Origin of the sequence: Bacteriovorax sp. BSW11_IV (assembly GCF_000447755.1) — a bacterium.
GTDB lineage: Bacteria > Bdellovibrionota > Bacteriovoracia > Bacteriovoracales > Bacteriovoracaceae > BSW11-IV.
Genome location: NZ_AUNE01000012.1, coordinates 14,750 through 31,962, shown reverse-complemented (window position 1 = coordinate 31,962; position 17,213 = coordinate 14,750). Strand labels below are relative to the sequence as shown.

General features: G+C 38.0%; 13 protein-coding genes. 4 read left to right on the top strand and 9 right to left on the bottom strand.

What is annotated here, in order from left to right; genetic code table 11:
- Nucleotides 1-87: 87 nt before the first annotated feature.
- The 6 genes from M899_RS17515 to lptC all read right to left on the bottom strand — a co-directional run bounded on the left by M899_RS17515 (nucleotide 88) and on the right by lptC (nucleotide 9,309).
- Nucleotides 88-1,617 (bottom strand): Na/Pi cotransporter family protein, encoded by a 1,530-nt coding sequence (locus M899_RS17515; protein ID WP_021270325.1) that lies wholly within the window; start codon nucleotides 1,615-1,617, stop codon nucleotides 88-90.
- Between the two features lie 52 nt (nucleotides 1,618-1,669).
- Entirely contained in the window at nucleotides 1,670-5,398 is a 3,729-nt protein-coding gene (locus tag M899_RS05040) for a beta strand repeat-containing protein (protein ID WP_021270327.1), read from the bottom strand.
- Nucleotides 5,399-5,594: 196 nt separating this feature from the next.
- On the bottom strand, nucleotides 5,595-5,969 hold the full coding sequence (gene hpf, locus M899_RS05035) for a ribosome hibernation-promoting factor, HPF/YfiA family (protein WP_021270314.1): 375 nt from the start codon (nucleotides 5,967-5,969) through the stop codon (nucleotides 5,595-5,597).
- A gap of 106 nt (nucleotides 5,970-6,075) precedes the next feature.
- The gene (gene rpoN, locus M899_RS05030; RefSeq protein ID WP_021270316.1) at nucleotides 6,076-7,530 is read right to left on the bottom strand and encodes an RNA polymerase factor sigma-54; all 1,455 of its coding nucleotides are present in this window, start codon (nucleotides 7,528-7,530) and stop codon (nucleotides 6,076-6,078) included.
- A gap of 28 nt (nucleotides 7,531-7,558) precedes the next feature.
- A complete protein-coding gene (gene lptB / locus M899_RS05025) occupies nucleotides 7,559-8,284 on the bottom strand; it encodes an LPS export ABC transporter ATP-binding protein (RefSeq protein ID WP_021270317.1) in 726 nt (241 codons plus the stop codon).
- An 8-nt stretch (nucleotides 8,285-8,292) separates the two neighbouring features.
- A complete protein-coding gene (lptC, locus tag M899_RS05020) occupies nucleotides 8,293-9,309 on the bottom strand; it encodes an LPS export ABC transporter periplasmic protein LptC (protein WP_021270313.1) in 1,017 nt (338 codons plus the stop codon).
- Between the two features lie 72 nt (nucleotides 9,310-9,381).
- Here lptC and M899_RS05015 point away from each other — a divergent pair, with 72 nt between their 5' ends.
- From M899_RS05015 to M899_RS05005, 3 genes are all read left to right on the top strand, one after another.
- On the top strand, nucleotides 9,382-10,026 hold the full coding sequence (locus tag M899_RS05015) for a DUF2459 domain-containing protein (RefSeq protein ID WP_021270319.1): 645 nt from the start codon (nucleotides 9,382-9,384) through the stop codon (nucleotides 10,024-10,026).
- A gap of 101 nt (nucleotides 10,027-10,127) precedes the next feature.
- Nucleotides 10,128-12,809: a DNA mismatch repair protein MutS gene (gene mutS, locus M899_RS05010; protein WP_021270331.1), complete on the top strand. Its 2,682-nt coding sequence runs from the start codon at nucleotides 10,128-10,130 to the stop codon at nucleotides 12,807-12,809.
- A 45-nt stretch (nucleotides 12,810-12,854) separates the two neighbouring features.
- Nucleotides 12,855-13,457: an RDD family protein gene (locus tag M899_RS05005; protein ID WP_021270320.1), complete on the top strand. Its 603-nt coding sequence runs from the start codon at nucleotides 12,855-12,857 to the stop codon at nucleotides 13,455-13,457.
- Between the two features lie 8 nt (nucleotides 13,458-13,465).
- Here the strand turns inward: M899_RS05005 and M899_RS05000 are convergent, their stop codons facing one another.
- Nucleotides 13,466-13,762, bottom strand: coding sequence for a hypothetical protein (locus M899_RS05000; protein ID WP_021270323.1), 297 nt, complete (start codon nucleotides 13,760-13,762; stop codon nucleotides 13,466-13,468).
- 173 nt (nucleotides 13,763-13,935) lie between these two features.
- On the opposite strand from M899_RS05000, the gene M899_RS04995 reads away from it, so the two are divergent.
- Nucleotides 13,936-14,586 carry a trypsin-like serine peptidase gene (locus M899_RS04995; RefSeq protein WP_021270333.1) on the top strand — a complete coding sequence of 217 codons (651 nt, stop codon included), beginning with the start codon at nucleotides 13,936-13,938 and terminating at the stop codon, nucleotides 14,584-14,586.
- Here M899_RS04995 and M899_RS04990 read toward each other — a convergent pair.
- Together M899_RS04990 and aspS are read right to left on the bottom strand one after the other, a co-directional pair.
- A complete protein-coding gene (locus M899_RS04990) occupies nucleotides 14,539-15,282 on the bottom strand; it encodes a substrate-binding periplasmic protein (protein ID WP_052610311.1) in 744 nt (247 codons plus the stop codon). The two genes, M899_RS04995 and M899_RS04990, sit on opposite strands and share 48 nt — an antisense overlap.
- A gap of 117 nt (nucleotides 15,283-15,399) precedes the next feature.
- Nucleotides 15,400-17,187 (bottom strand): aspartate--tRNA ligase, encoded by a 1,788-nt coding sequence (gene aspS / locus M899_RS04985; RefSeq protein ID WP_021270324.1) that lies wholly within the window; start codon nucleotides 17,185-17,187, stop codon nucleotides 15,400-15,402.
- Between the last annotated feature and the right edge of the window lie 26 nt (nucleotides 17,188-17,213).

The following is a 17,213-nucleotide window of genomic DNA, read 5'->3' as shown; positions in this document are numbered from 1 at the left end:
ACAAATGGAATAAAATCAAAAACTTAGGCAAACAAAACAATTTTCATATTCATGAAATTTGACAATTTTTTTTGACAATAATGAATATCAATTAAGAATTCCAAAGGCCATTTCATCTCTAAAACTGACAAACGAACTCAGGCTTGAATGGACCTCTCTATTCACATTAAAAAGAGTTGAGATGCCTGAAAATGATCCCGCAGAACTGACCATTTCAACAATATGCTCATCACTAGAAGTTCGGCTGGCCTTAATTAACGACAGAAGCGTTTTCGTATCACTTTGCTTATCTCCTAAAATCTCGGCCATAATTTTCTTTTGAAGAAAGTAAAAGTTTTTTAAATTTGGATCAATATTTTCGCGAAAGTTTATTAAATTGTGCTCGATACTTGCGGCATCTTTCAAAGAATTTAAAATCTCATTCATAGCAGTGTTCATTTTAATGATAAATGACTGTTCACTTTCTGTAAGATGTTGCTCTTTTACTTTCAAAATATAAGTAAAAATTTCATCAGACATCTCCTTTAAATTTTCATAACTTCTATCGCCCTTTTGAGAATCTCCTATATTCATGAGATATTCTCCGACTTTATCGCCAAATTTTTGAAGTGCATCTTTTAGCAAACTTAAATGAGCAGTCGTTGCAAATAAAGTATCTAAATTGAAAAACTTTTCACCTTTCTTTTCAGGAACAATTTTCATTAAAAACTTTTCGAATCTATTCAAAAAAGGAAAGAATATTAAAATACCAATCAAATTAAATGAGCTATGAAAAAACACTAGCGTAAATAATTCTTCGCCATCACCGACAATCATTTTTGCTAATTTGATAAGTGGAAAAATAAAAAGAAGTGCGAGTAGATCTGTAACGAGATTAAATGTAACATGGGCAGCAGCGATTCGTTTCTTGTCCTGACTTCCTCCCACTGCTCCTAATATTGTTGTTCCAGTTGTCCCGAGATCAGCACCAATAACTAAAGCACATGCGCCATCCAGGGTGATAATTCCTTGGCTAAGAGCAGTGAGTGCAATCATCATAGTTGCAGAACTTGATTGAATAATTGCCGTAAAGACAATTCCAAAAAGAAAATAAACAACTATTCCCATTTCTCTTAGAGATTCGACTGGTAAACTCGATGAAACAAAAGACATACTGACTTTCATAATATCTAATCCAAAAAGGAGTAGACCAAATGAGAAAATCGCCATAAAGAAGTTTTTTGTTTTCTTATATTTCGTTGGAAGAAAAAAATAGAAACAACCAAAGGATAGTAACGGATAAATAAAAAGGTCCAACTCCATTTTAAAACCAACTACAGAGACAATCCATCCTGTGAATGTCGTTCCTAGATTGGCCCCAATAATTACTCCAAGGGCATTAGAAAATGGTAAAAGACTTGCACCGACAAAGGCCAGAGTAATCAAAGTAACAACTGATGAGCTTTGTAAAAATGCTGTTGTGACAATTCCTGTAATGACGGAGAGAAAATGATTTTTAGTAAAACGTGCTAGGATATGCTCAAAAGTTCTACCGCTTGCTTTACTCAACCCTACTTCAAGATTTGATAGGGCCAAAAGAAATACAGAAAGACCTGCTAACAACTTTAAGAAGACCATAATAACTCCAATACAGTATTAGAATTATTAAATCATAAAAATTGAAAATGCTCTACTTTCCTACGCGCAAAAGAGTAATCCCCTGTCCTCCATCAGTATTTCCAACGTGAAATGTCCCCGTCGCGCCTGTGTTAACGTAATATTCAATTCTAAGAACATCACCCTTTGTTAAAGATACAATTTTTGTTCCAGAAGTCGTTGTGTCTCCATTGCTTGCGTAGTTCGCATTCATACCAAATGTTGTTAGAACTACGCTGGCGTTTGTGACATTGTATACTCTTGATTTCCACCATGACATTCCGTTTGCTTGATCAGTGAATAATCTTGCATGATAATTCAATAAGTATGTACCATTCTCTGGTACTGTTACCGTTTTCGTAGAAGCGGGGGCCACCCATGTTGTCAGTGTAGTAAAAGTTCCTACACTAGAATCATCAACGTCTGAAGCATAAACCATGTCAGCATCAATTTTTCCATTAACATCCAAGGCTGACCAATCGGAAGGAGATTTTGTTCCAATAGCAATTTTATCTCCGAGGATCGCTCCTTGCTTCACTCCACCGTAGCTAGACCAAACTTGAGTATGATCGCCAGGAGGGTCTTCCACACTCCAATATTCTATACAGTTATTTGCGATATATTCAAAATGAGCAAAATGAGAATACTCTGGTTGCCACATCCATAGATAATGCCAGCCACTTGGATCAGTATAAATACGCCACTCGACTCTATCAGCTTGGCCAATTGTTCTAAAAGCAGCATTTCCAGATTCATTTAGAATAGGTCTCAAAGTACCACGCGATCCAAAAGAGAAATCCGCCACGTATTGTGTACCACCAGTATCTCCATAATCGGCCTGAAGTTTTACGTTTCCAACGAATTGTGCAGTCTCTCCACTGTTCACAGGATTCGTATCCTGAATCCTAGCAATTTTTATCCAACGCCCTACAGCCGCAGGTGTTCCACCTAGATTTCGAAATTTCTTTCCACTTAAATTAGTTGTCCCAGAAACAGTAAACTTTTCTGAAGGTGTTGTTGTCCCTACACCAAAGTGGCCTGTGTCTCTTTTTACAGTAAATATTGTATCAATATATCCACCAGCATCACTTGCTCGATTCAAGTAGAAGTCTGAACCAACATTAGAACCTGTTTCTGGTGCTGACGATACACCTAAGTGCCATCTTCGAAGTCCGTTTTGTTGAAAATTTAGATATCCGTAATACCCGTTTTGTTTACTTAGACTAAAAATGGTTGACGCAGCATCAGTTCTTTCTAATTTAATATCCCCATCAACAACATGTAGCTTATTTCCTGGTGCATTTGTTCCAATTCCAACTCTTCCAGTTGTATCAATTTGCATTACATTATTACTCACTCCCACATTGAACTTTATACCATTTGCGTCTAAGAAAACTCCTCGTGAATTATCAGCAGTTTTTACGTAGCCTTCATTTGTAGCATTTGTAATGCCTCCAAACTCTGTCCCATTTACCCTTATATGAGAATATCCTGAGGTATTTTCAACATTCATTGGAATAAAATTTCCAGCATAACTAGAAGTAATTTGACCAGTAGTAATATTCATACCTTCAGCTTTTATTGAGCCAGCTACCTCAAGTTTAGAAGTAGGACTAACAACTCCAATTCCAACATTTCCAGTACCATCGACAGTAAGACGAGCAGTTGATGAGTTATTGTCATGGATTATAAATTTATTTGCCCCACTGCCATGTCCGTCAGCAGTAACGACCATTTGAAAGTCAGCACCATTTGTATTTGTATTCTGTAAGCGAATTCCTGGACCAGAAGTTGTTCCACTTGCTGCGATATGAATATCTTTTGATGGAGTACTCGTTCCAACACCAATCATGCCATTATTTTTAACGGTCATTCTAGTAGATGTACCTGTTTTAAAAATAATATCACCACCACCATTTGCATCGGCGTCAGAAGTAATAATGGTATCGCCATTGTTACTCGAAGAATCGGCATTGATTCCTGTTAATTGTGATCCGTCACCAATAAACGATGTGGCCTTGACGGCCCCAGAAACCTCTAGTTTTTGTGTAGGAGCGGTTGTTCCAATACCAACATTCCCATCGTGATTAACAGTCATTGCATATTGCTCATTCGTTGTTCCATTAGGTGTTACTCTAAATACAAGCTTACTTCCCTTGTTGGTAGCACTCCAGTCTTCAGTGGCCACTCCCATTATGCCTGCGAAAGAATTTGCTGAATAATCAGTACCATCATGACCAGTGAACGAAATCCGACCTAAAGTCTCAGTATCAAGAACAGCTGTTGGTGATGATGTCGTCCCATTAGCTCTTCTAAAAAGCAAGTGGCCACCATTATTTACGCGATCATAATAGAGGGCATTACTACTTAAAATATGTAGAGCACCTAATGGGGAGTTTGTTCCAACACCTACCTTACCAGCGCTGTAAAAGATATCACTACCTGATGTGTTCCATTGAGAAGAAGTAAGTGCACCAGTAGCACTGTCAACATATGTTTTGATTGCTTTTTGAGATGGGACTTTGCTATCGCTATTAGCGCTTAAAGAAGTGTCAGTGTCTACATCAGAAGAACTAAACTTAGATGCGATTGCTGTGGCATTTGTTGCAATATTAGAAGAATTTGTCGATATACTTGATTGATTAGAAAGAATGCCTCCGGCATTAGAAGAAATATTTGAAGTATTTGTTGTTACTTGAGAATTAAGTGCTGAGAGGTCTACACCATCGACAGTTCCAACATTACCAATATTGTGTCCACCCATATCAAGTGCACCAGTCAAAGAGCCTCCTGCAGTGGACAGTTTTGAAGCAAGGTCAGTGCTTAAATTTTGTATTTTTGATTGTGATATATTTGCACTTGCATTTATATCATTATCAACAATAGACCCATCAGCAATTTCAGCAGAACTAACAGAACCTGCTCCACCACTGGATAAATCATCATCAATAACCCACTTAGTACCGTCATACTTTAAAATTTTTCCAGCACTAACTCCTGTTGTATCAACATCAGCTAATCCAGCCAAATTGTAATCACCTGCCATAGGCATGACATTCCCATTTCTGCCATTAAAACTCGTTACAGTAGATCCATTTGCAATTTTTTCCCATTGTCCTAAAACAGCATTGTAAATCGCCCAATCCCCAATAAGCCAAGAGTTTGTCCCAGCTCCACCAGCAAGATCAGTTGTCCCTGGAATTGTGACAATATAATAATCTCCCCCAGCAGGCGTTAAACTTGGTGCAACTAAACTTGATGCATCCCAATTACCGGCATAACTCAAGCCCGTGAGATCAGCAGGCCCCCATTGTCCAGCAGAGAACTTTAAGACCTGTCCTTCACTTGCGCCCATATCATGAATTTTAGATGCCGTAACAGCACCATCTTGAAGTTCAAATGTTACAGAGAAAGTTGCTGAACCATAGGAGTCACTAATCATCAAATTAAAGATGGCGCCAACTTTGAAGGAAAAAGATTTGAGTGAATTTGCAATTATTTTTGAGTCGTTTACTGATTCTATTTGAAAAGATTCAGAAAAAGAATCTCCTGTGATTTTTATACTTGTTGCATACTTCAAGTATTGTCCAGTAATAATCAGCTGATTATTCTCAATTGCAACACTTGTAACTTCAGCCTTGTCCATTTTGGTTTTTGCACCAAATACTTTTTGCCCACCATTCTTTATTGCAATTGTTCCTCTATCCAACACACAGGATGAAGAAATAATTGCTGTGAATATTAACAAAAAAGTCTTAATCAAGGCTAACTCCCTAAAACTCTTATCGGAAATTATAATCCTTATTTAATTTTTTCTTAGGTAATTAGAGATATTAATTAGTTAGGCCCAATCACCTTCTCGGATTGTCCCAATGAATCGCCAACCTGATTTGGTGGCAAAAAAAAATGCTCCATTCGGAGCATTTTTACTGGTTCCTTTTTTGGTTCCGTTATGTGGTTTAAGCCGCGTCTTGGAAGTAGTCTTCGTCGTAATCGGCCCACGCCATTTCAGGATCGAAGCACTGTAATTCAACAGCATTTCTCTGTCTTCTTGATTTAATTTTTTCTTTCTTTTTCTGCAACTGTTTTTCAATTTTATTGATAGCAATATCGATTGTCTTATATAGATTTTCAGAGGACCCAGTTGCATGATAATTGTAATTTGGTCCAGTGATTTCGACTTCTGCATAGTGGATGCCTTGCTTTACATAGCAGCTCCAGTGAATATTTGAACGACCACCTAAAAACTTCGCTAGCCTTTCAGACTTCTCCTCGATTCTTGCATCTAATGCTGGTGTATGTTCTAGGTGTCTGAATGCGATAGTTACTTTCATAATAAACTTACTCCTTAATACGTACAGAACGAATTTTCAAAGATACTATATATTTTGGTCTGATCGTGGGTGCTTACTTCCTCCTTATTGGGCACCCTTTAAATTCCTATTTTACTTTACGTTTAGCTGACGATGCAATTCCAAGGAGTTCCCTGTACTTTGCCACCGTTCTTCTGGCCACTTCTACGTCGTCACGACTCAAAAGTTCGGCAATTTTCTGATCTGACAGAGGTTTCTTAGGACTCTCGGCCTCGATCATTTCTTTAATTTTTAGCTTCAATACTTCACTTGAAATATCGACCCCACCGTCTTTTCCACCAACTCCAGTATTAAAGAAATACTTAAGTTCGAAGACCCCAAGCGGCGTGTGCATATACTTATTAGTCGTTACTCTCGACACAGTCGATTCGTGCATACCAATTTCATTAGCGATATCTTTTAGAGTCATTGGCTTTAAGAGCTTCACACCTTTTCTAAAGAACTGTTGCTGTTGACGAACTATTGCCTTCGCAACTTTTTCAATTGTTCTTTGTCTATTGTGGATAGACTTAATTAACCAAAGAGCAGATTTCAATTTGTCTTGTACGAAACGATTTGCTTCTTTATCTTCACTTGTATCCGACTTATTAAGAACGCTCTGATATAATTCAGAAATTCTAAGTCTTGGAACACCGTCATCATTAACTTGAACTACATACTCTCCACCGACAAGAACTACATAAATATCAGGTACGACATAGTGTGTATCTTGTGATGAAACAAGTCTTCCAGGCTTAGGATAAAACTGGTGAAGTAGTTCAGAAGTTTTTCTGACTTGCTCTTCAGATACAGCTAGATCCTTTGCAATCTTTTTATGATTATGATCTTTAAGATCATCAAGGTGTTCTCTAATAATTTTTTCAAGAAGTGGAGATCTCTCTTCCATAATTCTTGCTTGAGCTAATAGACAATCAACTAAATTTTCAGCTCCACACCCAACAGGGTCAAGACTTTGAACAAGTCTTAAAACATCATCAGCAACACCTCTATCAATATCAGTGCTCGCTACAATTTTATCGAATGGGATATCGAGGTATCCGTCTTCGTTAATTTCATGAATAATTTTAAGAGCAAAACTAATTTCTTCTTCTGTTAGTTCTTCCATTCTTAGCTGCCACTCTAAGTGTTCAGCTAAAGTCATGCCTCGAGAAACGATATTCTCATAAGTCGGCATTTCATCATTATTAGTAGGTCCAACCATAGATGGTTGAGATGAATTTGAATTATAGTTGTCGATATATGATTGCCAATCGAAATCATCATCGCCTTTATTTGTCATGGACTGTTCTTGGAACTCTTCCCCTGACATTTCACGATTTTGATCTTCCAATCTTTCAAGTTGGTAATCGCTCTCTGGTTGAATTTCCTCTAACATTGGATTTTCAACCATCTCTTCTGCGATTAGGTCAGTCATCTCTTGGTGGGTTAAAGTCAAAAGTTTAATAGCTTGTTGAAGCTGCGGAGTCATCATGAGACTCTGCGTTTGCTTAAGCTTTAGACCTTGAGATAATTTAATGGCCATAATTACACCTAGTTTAACAATGGGCGAATTACATCCTGAATTCTTCTCCTAGATAAAACTTCCTTGCTCTATCGTCATTTATAATCTCGTCCGGTGTTCCACTCACAAGGAGTTCACCGCTATTCATAATATAGGCCCTATCAACAATGCCCAGAGTTTCTCTGACGTTGTGATCGGTGATGAGCACGCCGATATTTCTTCTTTTGAGTCCAGTGATAACATTTTGAATATCACTAACTGCTAAAGGATCAACACCAGCAAAGGGCTCATCTAAAAGCACAAACTTTGGCTCTAGCGCTAAAGCTCGTGCAATTTCCACTCTTCGTCGCTCTCCCCCAGAGAGGGCGCCACCTTTTGAAGTGCGGATGTGCCCGAGACCAAAATCTTGAATCAGTGATTCAAGTAGGGTCTTCTGCTTTTGTTTGGGAAGGTTTCTATTCTCAAGTACTGCGAATATATTCTCTTCCACCGTTAGATCGCGAAAGACGCTGGCTTCTTGCGGGAGATAACCAACTCCTTTCAAGGCCCTAATGTGAATCGGATACTCTGTTAAATCATCACCTGATAGTGAGATCGAACCTTCATCTGCCTTCACAAGGCCTACGATCATGTAAAACGATGTCGTTTTACCAGCTCCGTTGGGTCCAAGCAGTCCCACAACTTCACCTTGTTCTACTCTTAGTCCAACTTTCTTAACGACTGTTCGACCTGAGTAAGTTTTTTTGAGATCTTTAGCTTCCAAATATGCGTTCATCGAAATTCCTATCTGATTTTAAAGTTAGAGTTTGCATCGTCCACTTCCACAACTTCGCTATCCTCCCTCAAGGTGATGACGTTGCCTTTAATAACATCATCGCGTTGGATTACTTTCGGATAACCAGTTAGAACAAGTGTTCGATCTTTCATAAACCCTTCCAGCGTATCCGCATAGGCCTTTCTTTCGAACTGTTCTTTGAAAGCCCCACTTGAAGAAGAACCCCCTCCAAGCATCACTTTCTCTATGACTACCACATCGTCATAAAGCGTAAAATACTTGAGCTTTTTGTTATAGTTTTCCAAAAAGATTTCACCACGCAGAGAAGTGGCCTTAAGTCGCTGTTTTCTAATACTTACTTGACCCTCTAATTCAGCATGGGCCTTATTTAAATCGAGGTCTACACGATCAGCAGAAAAGTCTACACTCTCCTCATAACCTCTCGTTCTTTGAATTTTTCCGTTAACATTTCCAGTGAATCGAGACCAATTGGCCTTTGGCCTACCAAATAATTTATCAGCATAAACTTCAATCTCTTCTAAATTCTCAGGCCTCTCACTGCGACTTTCAACATTTCCCGTGGCCTCAAGTTCATCTTTCAAAAGATTGTATGTCAACTTCGTCGTTTTAACCCAAGTGCTATTGTGGCGCAGATTGATATCATCATTGAGAATTAACTCCTGTGGACCATCAAGCCACAAACCTCTTTGGGCCTCATAATGGACAGGCAAATCATCCTTAGTGAAGAAAACACCTTTAGGTGCCGTGAAAATGATATTTTGATTATTGCCATTGATCGACATCTCACTTGAGCGCATATGCATAACTGCCCTATCACCTTCCATAAGATGAAATCTTGCTTCAGAGAAATAACTTTCTGTAGCGAAGACGTTCTTCTTAGCATTGGCCGCGCGTAGATCTTCATTTGTCACTCTTTTCCAAGATGAAGTTTTTCCGGCCACAATGATCACTGTGCAAAGAAGTAGAAAACATGTGATGACAATAATATGTCTTAGTCCTTTCATATGAAAAGTATAACAACTTGGGAAAGCTTACTCCACTATTTTTAAAACAAAGCAATCTGCTATACTAATCAAATGAAAAAACTTTTGTTTGCACTCTTAACCCTTTTTATAATGATCGCTTTGATATTTGGCGTACTTCCTTTAATTGGTCGGCCAAACAAAGCAGCTCCTCTTTCTCAAATTTCTCAAAATGATATTTATATAACCTATAACGATATCCATACAGCTATTACTTTGAAGAAAGAGGATGCTGGTCATTTGATAAATTACTTTGACAAAAATCTTAGCGAGCGCGCAGCTTTCATAGAGTTTAGTTTTGGTGACAGAGATTTTTTTCTTCAGGCCCCCACTTGGGATAAGGTGACTGCGTCGCTAATTGCAAAAGCACTTTTTTTGCCAAAAAAGGGAATTATGCATGTGGACTTCATGCAAACTCTCCCACAGCAAGCTGTGAAAATTTCCTTATCACGGCCACAATTAGCACAGATTAAAAGTGCATTAACCAATAGCTTTATTTTAGAAAATGAAAGGGCCGTAGAAATAAAAAATTACAGTTGCTACGGCAGTGATCGCTTCTATTTTTCATCGCTCAATTATCATTTGTTTTTCACCTGCAACAACTGGACGGCCAACATTCTCAATGACGCAAAGGTGCAAAAAAGCTATTTTACTCCTTACAAAAACTCAGTTCTCAACAAACTCCCTCAAGTTCGTTAATTATCAACAACTTAGCAAGTGTCTTTGCTGGACAATTTCTTTACGATAAGCCTATGCCCATGGTACTCTGCCCCCCTAAAAATCGATAAAAGGTGGAGAACTTGAGCAACATCACACTAGAAGAAATCGTAAAGCAAGGGGTTAAATTAACTCCAATGATGCAACAATACTATGAGATCAAAAAGCAGTATGAAGACCATTTGCTTTTATTTCGTATGGGCGATTTTTATGAAGTCTTTTTTGAAGACGCCATCAATGCTGCCAAGATTTTAAATATTGCTCGCACTCATCGTGGAAAATTGGGTGACCACCCCATTCCAATGGCAGGTATTCCTCACCATGCGGCCGCAGCCTATGTTGATCGCATTACTAATCACGGATTAAAAGTTGCCATTTGTGAGCAAGTTGAAGATCCAAAAGAAGCAAAAGGCATTGTCAAAAGGGCCGTTACTCAAGTGGTCTCTCCAGGAATGCCATACGATCTAGAAAAAACAGAAAGCTCAGAGCATCGCTATATGGCCAGTGGTCAAATTGTTAATGGGAAGTTCTATCTATCGGCCATTGATTTCACGACTGGTGAGTTTACGGGGCTTGTGACTCCAGACTTCGAAAGCTTTCTTAATAAGCTTCGCATGATTGAGCCAAAAGAGTTTATTGCCTACCTCGGTCAATGGGATGATTATAAAACACTTGATAAATACCTCGAGCAAAACGGAATTTTAAAAACTCACTTATCAAGCGAATACTTTGAAACAAAATATACGGAACTTTATACTGAAAGATTAATTCCAGCTTTTAAAAGAGATCAAGTGATTAAGGCCAATGAAGGAATTCTTGGTCCAGTTGGTGCTCTATCTTATTATGTATGTTCAACTCAATCTTTTGAAGAATTCTATCACATCAGACCATTTAGAATGATCAGTGATACAGGACATATGAAAGTCACATTAGCGACTCTTACTGGTCTTGAAATTCTACCAAAGACAAGAGACACCTACAAAGACTCTCTTCTTGGTTTCTTTGATAAAACGCAAACATCTCTTGGTGCAAGAATGTTGAAGAACGTCTTTTTATCACCTCTTAATGATTTGAAAGAAATTGGTAAAAGACATACTTTAATCCAACACCTTATTGATAATGATGGAGATCTAAGAACTATTCGTGAAAAAACGAGTGATGTTCGCGATCTTGAAAGAATCATGGCCAAAGCGACAACAGGTAAGGCCAATGCTGGTGATTTATTAAATATTTCTACGGCCATTAATGTCTATGAAGAGCTTTTGCCAACAACAGCGAATTTTCCTGTACAAGTAACAGAACTCCTTGGAAAAGATGAATTTAAATTATTAAAGGCCATCAGTGACGAAATCACATCTACCATTAACGATGAAATCGGCGCAACACTTGAGAAAGGAAACTTGATCAAAAGTGGCTCTCACAAAGAAAGAGATCGTCTTGCTAAGCTTACAATCAATGCAGCAGAAGAACTTCTTCAGCTTGAAACTCGCTACCGAGAAGAAACAGGACTTCAAAAATTAAAAATTAAGTCTAACAATGTGACTGGATATTTTATCGAGGTTTCTAAGACACATTCAGACAAAGTTCCTGCCTCTTTTATTAGACGTCAAACTCTTGTTAACTCTGAGCGCTATACGACCGATGAATTAAATGAATTTGAAAAAGAAATCATTACAGCAAAAGATAAACTTGAAAGACTCGAAAGAGAAATCTTCAAGAACATTATCTTAAAAGTTGCCGATGTTAATACTCTTATTATGAAACTAGCAGACATCATTGCGACATTTGATGTCTTCCAAAGTTTCGCTTGGATAGCACTACAAGAAGAATTCACTTGCCCGAAATTATCAGACAAGAAAAAAGAAATTAATCTTCAAGGAGCATGGCACCCTCTTATTAAATCAATCATTAGAGACCAATTTGTTCCTCATGATTTAAAGCTTGATAACAAAGTCTTTTTTGGGCTTATTACGGGACCAAACATGGCCGGTAAGACGACTGTTATGAGAGAGGTGGCCATTGTTCAACTTCTTGCTCAAATTGGGTCTTTTGTCCCTGCTCAGCACGCCGAACTTGGCCTATGTGATTATCTATTTAGTCGATTGGGCGCTAGTGATGATATTCTCAAAGGTCAATCGACATTCATGGTGGAGATGGCCGAAACAGCGGAAATTATCCGCCATGCAACAGAGCGCTCTCTCATCATTCTTGATGAAGTTGGAAGAGGAACTTCAACATACGATGGTATGAGTATCGCTTGGGCACTGGTTGAACACTTTGTAAAAAAGACGAAGGCCCTTTGCCTTTTTGCAACTCACTATCACGAACTAATTGATCTAGCTGATAAACTTCCGGAAGCGAAGAACCTTACAGTTGAGACAGCAAATAATGGTGACGATGTTCAGTTCCTCTATCGCCTAATTGAAACAGGAGCGAGTCAATCATTTGGTATATATGTTGCCAAATTAGCAGGTCTTCCTCATTCAATTTTAAATCGCTCGACTGAGCTTCTTGAAAAGCTAGAGAGCAACGAGAGCTCTACTATCAAGATCGAACATCCTGTTGAAACTAACGTTGAAGCAAAAGAAGAGAGAGTAATTCGCTCAGGAACTCAACTCTCATTCTTTAGCGATATTCCTCTTGAACCAGAAGTGCCGAAGCATTTGAAGAACCTTGAAAAGAATGTTCTTTCACTGGATATCAATAACATGACTCCACTTCAGGCCATTGTTAAACTTGATGAATTAAAACAGTTACTTCATTAATAAAAACTCTAAGTCGCAGACCCTATTTAGCCGATAGGGTCTGTGATGAATGAGACAACAAAATTTACAATTTCAGAAACTCCGCCAAAACAGAAATCTATTCTTAAAAGAAGAGTCTATGCTTTTGTCATGGATCTTGTGATTATTGGGATCATCAATAAAGGTCTAGAGCTTACATTCATCAATTACGTAAAAGAATTCTTCTATCATATTCCTTCTCGTTTACTTAGCATTCTTGAAGGTCGCATGGGTCAAATTGAATTTGTCACATTTACTTTTATCTTCATCGGCTACTTCACCCTGTCGTACTATCTTGGAAAGGGACATACAGCAGGAAAGTTTGTATTCGAGCTACAAGTTAGAAGAGCAAAAGATGATTCTGATTTAACTCTAGTTGAATGCGTAAACCGCACTCTTTCATACTATCTGTGTTGGGCCTTTGGAATGTTCCCTTTTCTTCTATCATTTGTAAGAAAAGATCATAAGGGTATTCCTGATTTCTGCTCAGGCACTCATGTTATGGGTCATGAAGAAATTGAATTCATGAAGTCTCTTGAAGATCATGGAACAACTCCAAATAATATCCGCCATATCTTTCCAGAAGATCCTGTGTCTTCACGACTATCGAAAGAATCTAAGGCCGCTTAATCGAATTTTTAAAGGTGATCTTTTTTGAGATGGGTGAACAGAGTGTTGGCCCTGTGGGCAATTTGAATTTCTAATTTTTCATCATCACTAAGCTGGGCCTCATTAAAGGGCTTCATCACTGTACTTTTCTTTTTGTAATAACGATCATCTGCAACTTGATCATTAAAATTTTGCCATGGACGCAGAGATTTCTTCTTCGATTTCTTATATCGTTGCTCTTTTCGCTCTAAAACAATATCAAGTAGGGATTTGACTTTATTTGTAGGCGTACTCTGATTTGTGACTTTCTCTAAACTTATGGCCATAGTCCAATAATATCAAAAACTTGGCCTTCTTCAACTATTTTCTGCCCTATCGAGCGAATAGTACGTAAAAGTTAAGAGCTTTAGAGCTGAATTAGGCCAATTTAAGGTGGATGAGTTGCTTTTGAGAATTAAAATCTCTGAATATGAAAACTTTGATTCTTAATTTTTTGTTCATGACAAATCTAACTTTCGCTCAATCTGCGTATGAAATACAAAGTGATGAGTTAAACCTGGCCAATATTGGTTTGCTAAAAGGCATGAATCAATCAGGAGAAACATCCCAGTGCACGGCCACGGTCATTGCCCCTCGCCTCATCTTAACTGCGGCCCATTGCCTATTTTCAAATAACGATGAAATATTTGAAAAGCTAGAATTCTATCCAAATTACAATAGTTCGGATAAATCTCATTCTAGGATTAAGGTCATCAACTCTTTTTATAAAAAAAGTACCATCGGGAGTGATATCAAATCTGATATTGCCCTTTTAGAGCTTCAATCATCGCTTAAAGTTTATATTCCATTAGCAACTCATACCGATGAATTTGGCCCTATTACTATTGTAGGATATCCTGATATTGTTTCTGTTCAAAATGCATGGCTTTCGGAGTGTTATATAGATGAGAGACAAGGACCAGCACTTCTCTACGATTGCCCTACTGCACCTGGCATGAGCGGTGCTCCTATTCTAAAAATGAACAATAATGGCCGTTATGCACTTGTGGGAATTCACATAGGAAAAAGAACTGATGATCAAATCAATATTGGACTTGGAAACTTAAAAGTAATTCTTAATGGCCTTATCAATGGCCCCACTCTTTTTTAATCTATCAAAAGCTTCTTGAATCTTTTTAATTATTGAATCAGGTACATCCTTACTAAAAGCATAATAGTAATCATTCGCACTAAGTATATAGACAACTTCGTAATCGTCAGGATTTAAACCAATTTCTCTGACATTCCAAAGTCCAACAATTCGCTCATACGCAAACATATCAATTCGACCAGCTGTAAGCATATTGATTCCGGCCTCAGAGTTCTTTACAAAATATAGCTGATCACCGCTAACGTTCATTTTTGATTTTAACAACAGCTCACCAATATCAGATTTTACAACCCCAATCTTGCGATACTTCACAAGATCACCTTGATCATTAATAACGATATTCTTAGACTTTTTTGCAAAGAGAACAATTTCAGAGCTTGTGATGGGACCTACCCACTTAAACATCATTTCTCTCTCATCAGTTCGCACCATACTGAAGAGCATTTCCATGGAATTATGCTGAATCATATTATAGGCCCTAGGCCATGGATAGATATTGATAGAATCTCTACGTCTTTCAAGCCCAAGTTCGATAAATATCTCTTCAAGAATATCAACGCTGATTCCTCTAAGTTTGCCATGGCGCTCATAATTCAAGGGAGGGTATTGCTCAGTCATTATATGCATATCACTTAGTGATTGCCCAAAAGATGGTTGAAATAAGAAGGAAATGAAGAATAAAATGAGTATTTTCATTCACTCATTATCGCCCAAAAAGAGGATGAAATTTACAGCGTCTGTTAAAATTAATAAGGGCCTTAGGAAGAAGAACTAAAGGGAGAGAATGACTCTCCCTTTAAAGAATATTTACAATTACTTTTTAGACCATTCGAAGTGTAGCTCCTTTAATTGGGCAGCACTTGGAACGCTTGGTGCAGATGACATAAGATCACTTGCAGAAGTTGTCTTAGGAAATGCAATTACGTCACGAATATTCTCTGTGCCAGCAAGAAGCATCATTAGCCTGTCGAAACCAAATGCCAGACCACCATGTGGAGGCACACCATAATTAAGGGCCTCAATGAAAAATCCAAATTGGTTTTTAACTTCTTCGTCACTCATGCCTAAAACTTCGAACATACGCTTTTGAACTTTTTGATCGAAAATTCTAAGAGATCCACCACCAATTTCATAACCATTACAAACGATATCATATGCATTTGCGGCAACATCTTTTAGAGGACCATTTTTCTGAGTAACATCGCCGTTAATAAAGGCATCAACGTGCTCTTCTTTTACCATTGTAAATGGGTGGTGTTTTGCAAAGAAGCGATCATCTGACCACTCAAGAAGTGGGAAGTCATTTACCCATAGGAATTTGAATCCTTCTTCAATAAGATCAAGCTTGTGCCCAAGGTGTCTTCTCATGGTATCTGCACAGTTGTGAACAACATCGTGGTCAGCATCTGCAAAGAATAACCAAGTACCGTCACCTGATTCAGAAAAAAGTGCGTTTAGTTTTGCATGAATATCATCAGTGATGAATTTTGCAATTCCACCACTTCTCTCACCTTTATCAACTTTAAAGAACGCAACACCTTTTCCACCGTGAGGCTTAACAACTTCAACAAATGAATCAGTATCTTTTCTTGAAAAGTTTGCATTCGCAGCAGGTACAAAGAAAGTCTTAACAAGACCATTTTCTTTAAGAGCATTTGCAAAAACTGCAAAGTCCGTTCCTGCAAAAATATCATTAACGATATATTGCTTTAAGCCAAAACGAAGATCTGGCTTATCTGAACCGTAATCTCTCATCGCTTGTGCGTAACTCATAACAGGTACAGAAAAGCTCTCAGGCATATTGAATAGATTTCTAAGAACTTTCTCTACTAGGTTTTTAATATATTCCTGAGTTGGGAAAGAAACTTCAATATCGATTTGAGTAAATTCAGGTTGTCTATCAGCTCTTAAGTCTTCATCTCTGAAACACTTACAAATTTGGAAATACTTATCTGTGTTTCCAATCATCAGAAGTTGCTTCAGTGTTTGTGGTGACTGAGGTAGAGCGTAGACGTGATTTGGGTGAACACGAGAAGGAACAACGTAGTCTCTCGCACCCTCTGGAGTTGATTTGTAAAGGATTGGAGTTTCAACTTCAATGAAGCCTTCGCCAACAAGAATTGATCTCACCTTTTGCATAGTATCTGAACGTAGCTTCAAAAGATTTTGAAGTTTATTTGTTCTAATATCTAGGTATCTATATTTTAGTTTTAAATCATCTGTGGCCTCGATCGCTCCGTGTGGGAGAAAAGGAATACGATCAACATCACATTGAGAAAGAACGCGAAGTTCTTCAACTTGAACTTCAACCATACCTGTTTGCATTTTTGCGTTTTGTGCTTCCGCTGGTCTTTTAGCAACAACACCTTTTGCATAAATAACAGACTCTAGTGAACATTTTTTAAGAAGAGCAAGATCTCCTTTAAAGTCAGCAAACCCTAATTGAGTTACACCGTACTTATCGCGGATATCAATAAAGTGAAGGCTTCCCAAATTTCTGTACTTATTAACCCATCCACATAGAACTACAGTCTGTCCTACATGAGACTCATTTAACTCACCGCATGTGTGAGATCTCATTAATCCTTCCACTTTACTCATTTACATTCTCCCTTATTCTTTCTAGA

Excerpts from the sequence above, each read along its gene's own strand:
- M899_RS17515 (WP_021270325.1), bottom strand. The coding sequence starts at position 1,617 with ATGGTCTTCTTAAAGTTGTTAGCAGGTCTTTCTGTATTTCTTTTGGCC.
- hpf (WP_021270314.1), bottom strand. The coding sequence starts at position 5,969 with ATGAAAGTAACTATCGCATTCAGACACCTAGAACATACACCAGCATTA.
- rpoN (WP_021270316.1), bottom strand. The coding sequence starts at position 7,530 with ATGGCCATTAAATTATCTCAAGGTCTAAAGCTTAAGCAAACGCAGAGT.
- lptB (WP_021270317.1), bottom strand. The coding sequence starts at position 8,284 with ATGAACGCATATTTGGAAGCTAAAGATCTCAAAAAAACTTACTCAGGT.
- lptC (WP_021270313.1), bottom strand. The coding sequence starts at position 9,309 with ATGAAAGGACTAAGACATATTATTGTCATCACATGTTTTCTACTTCTT.
- M899_RS05015 (WP_021270319.1), top strand. The coding sequence starts at position 9,382 with ATGAAAAAACTTTTGTTTGCACTCTTAACCCTTTTTATAATGATCGCT.
- M899_RS05005 (WP_021270320.1), top strand. The coding sequence starts at position 12,855 with ATGAATGAGACAACAAAATTTACAATTTCAGAAACTCCGCCAAAACAG.
- M899_RS05000 (WP_021270323.1), bottom strand. The coding sequence starts at position 13,762 with ATGGCCATAAGTTTAGAGAAAGTCACAAATCAGAGTACGCCTACAAAT.
- M899_RS04995 (WP_021270333.1), top strand. The coding sequence starts at position 13,936 with ATGACAAATCTAACTTTCGCTCAATCTGCGTATGAAATACAAAGTGAT.
- M899_RS04990 (WP_052610311.1), bottom strand. The coding sequence starts at position 15,282 with ATGAAAATACTCATTTTATTCTTCATTTCCTTCTTATTTCAACCATCT.
- aspS (WP_021270324.1), bottom strand. The coding sequence starts at position 17,187 with ATGAGTAAAGTGGAAGGATTAATGAGATCTCACACATGCGGTGAGTTA.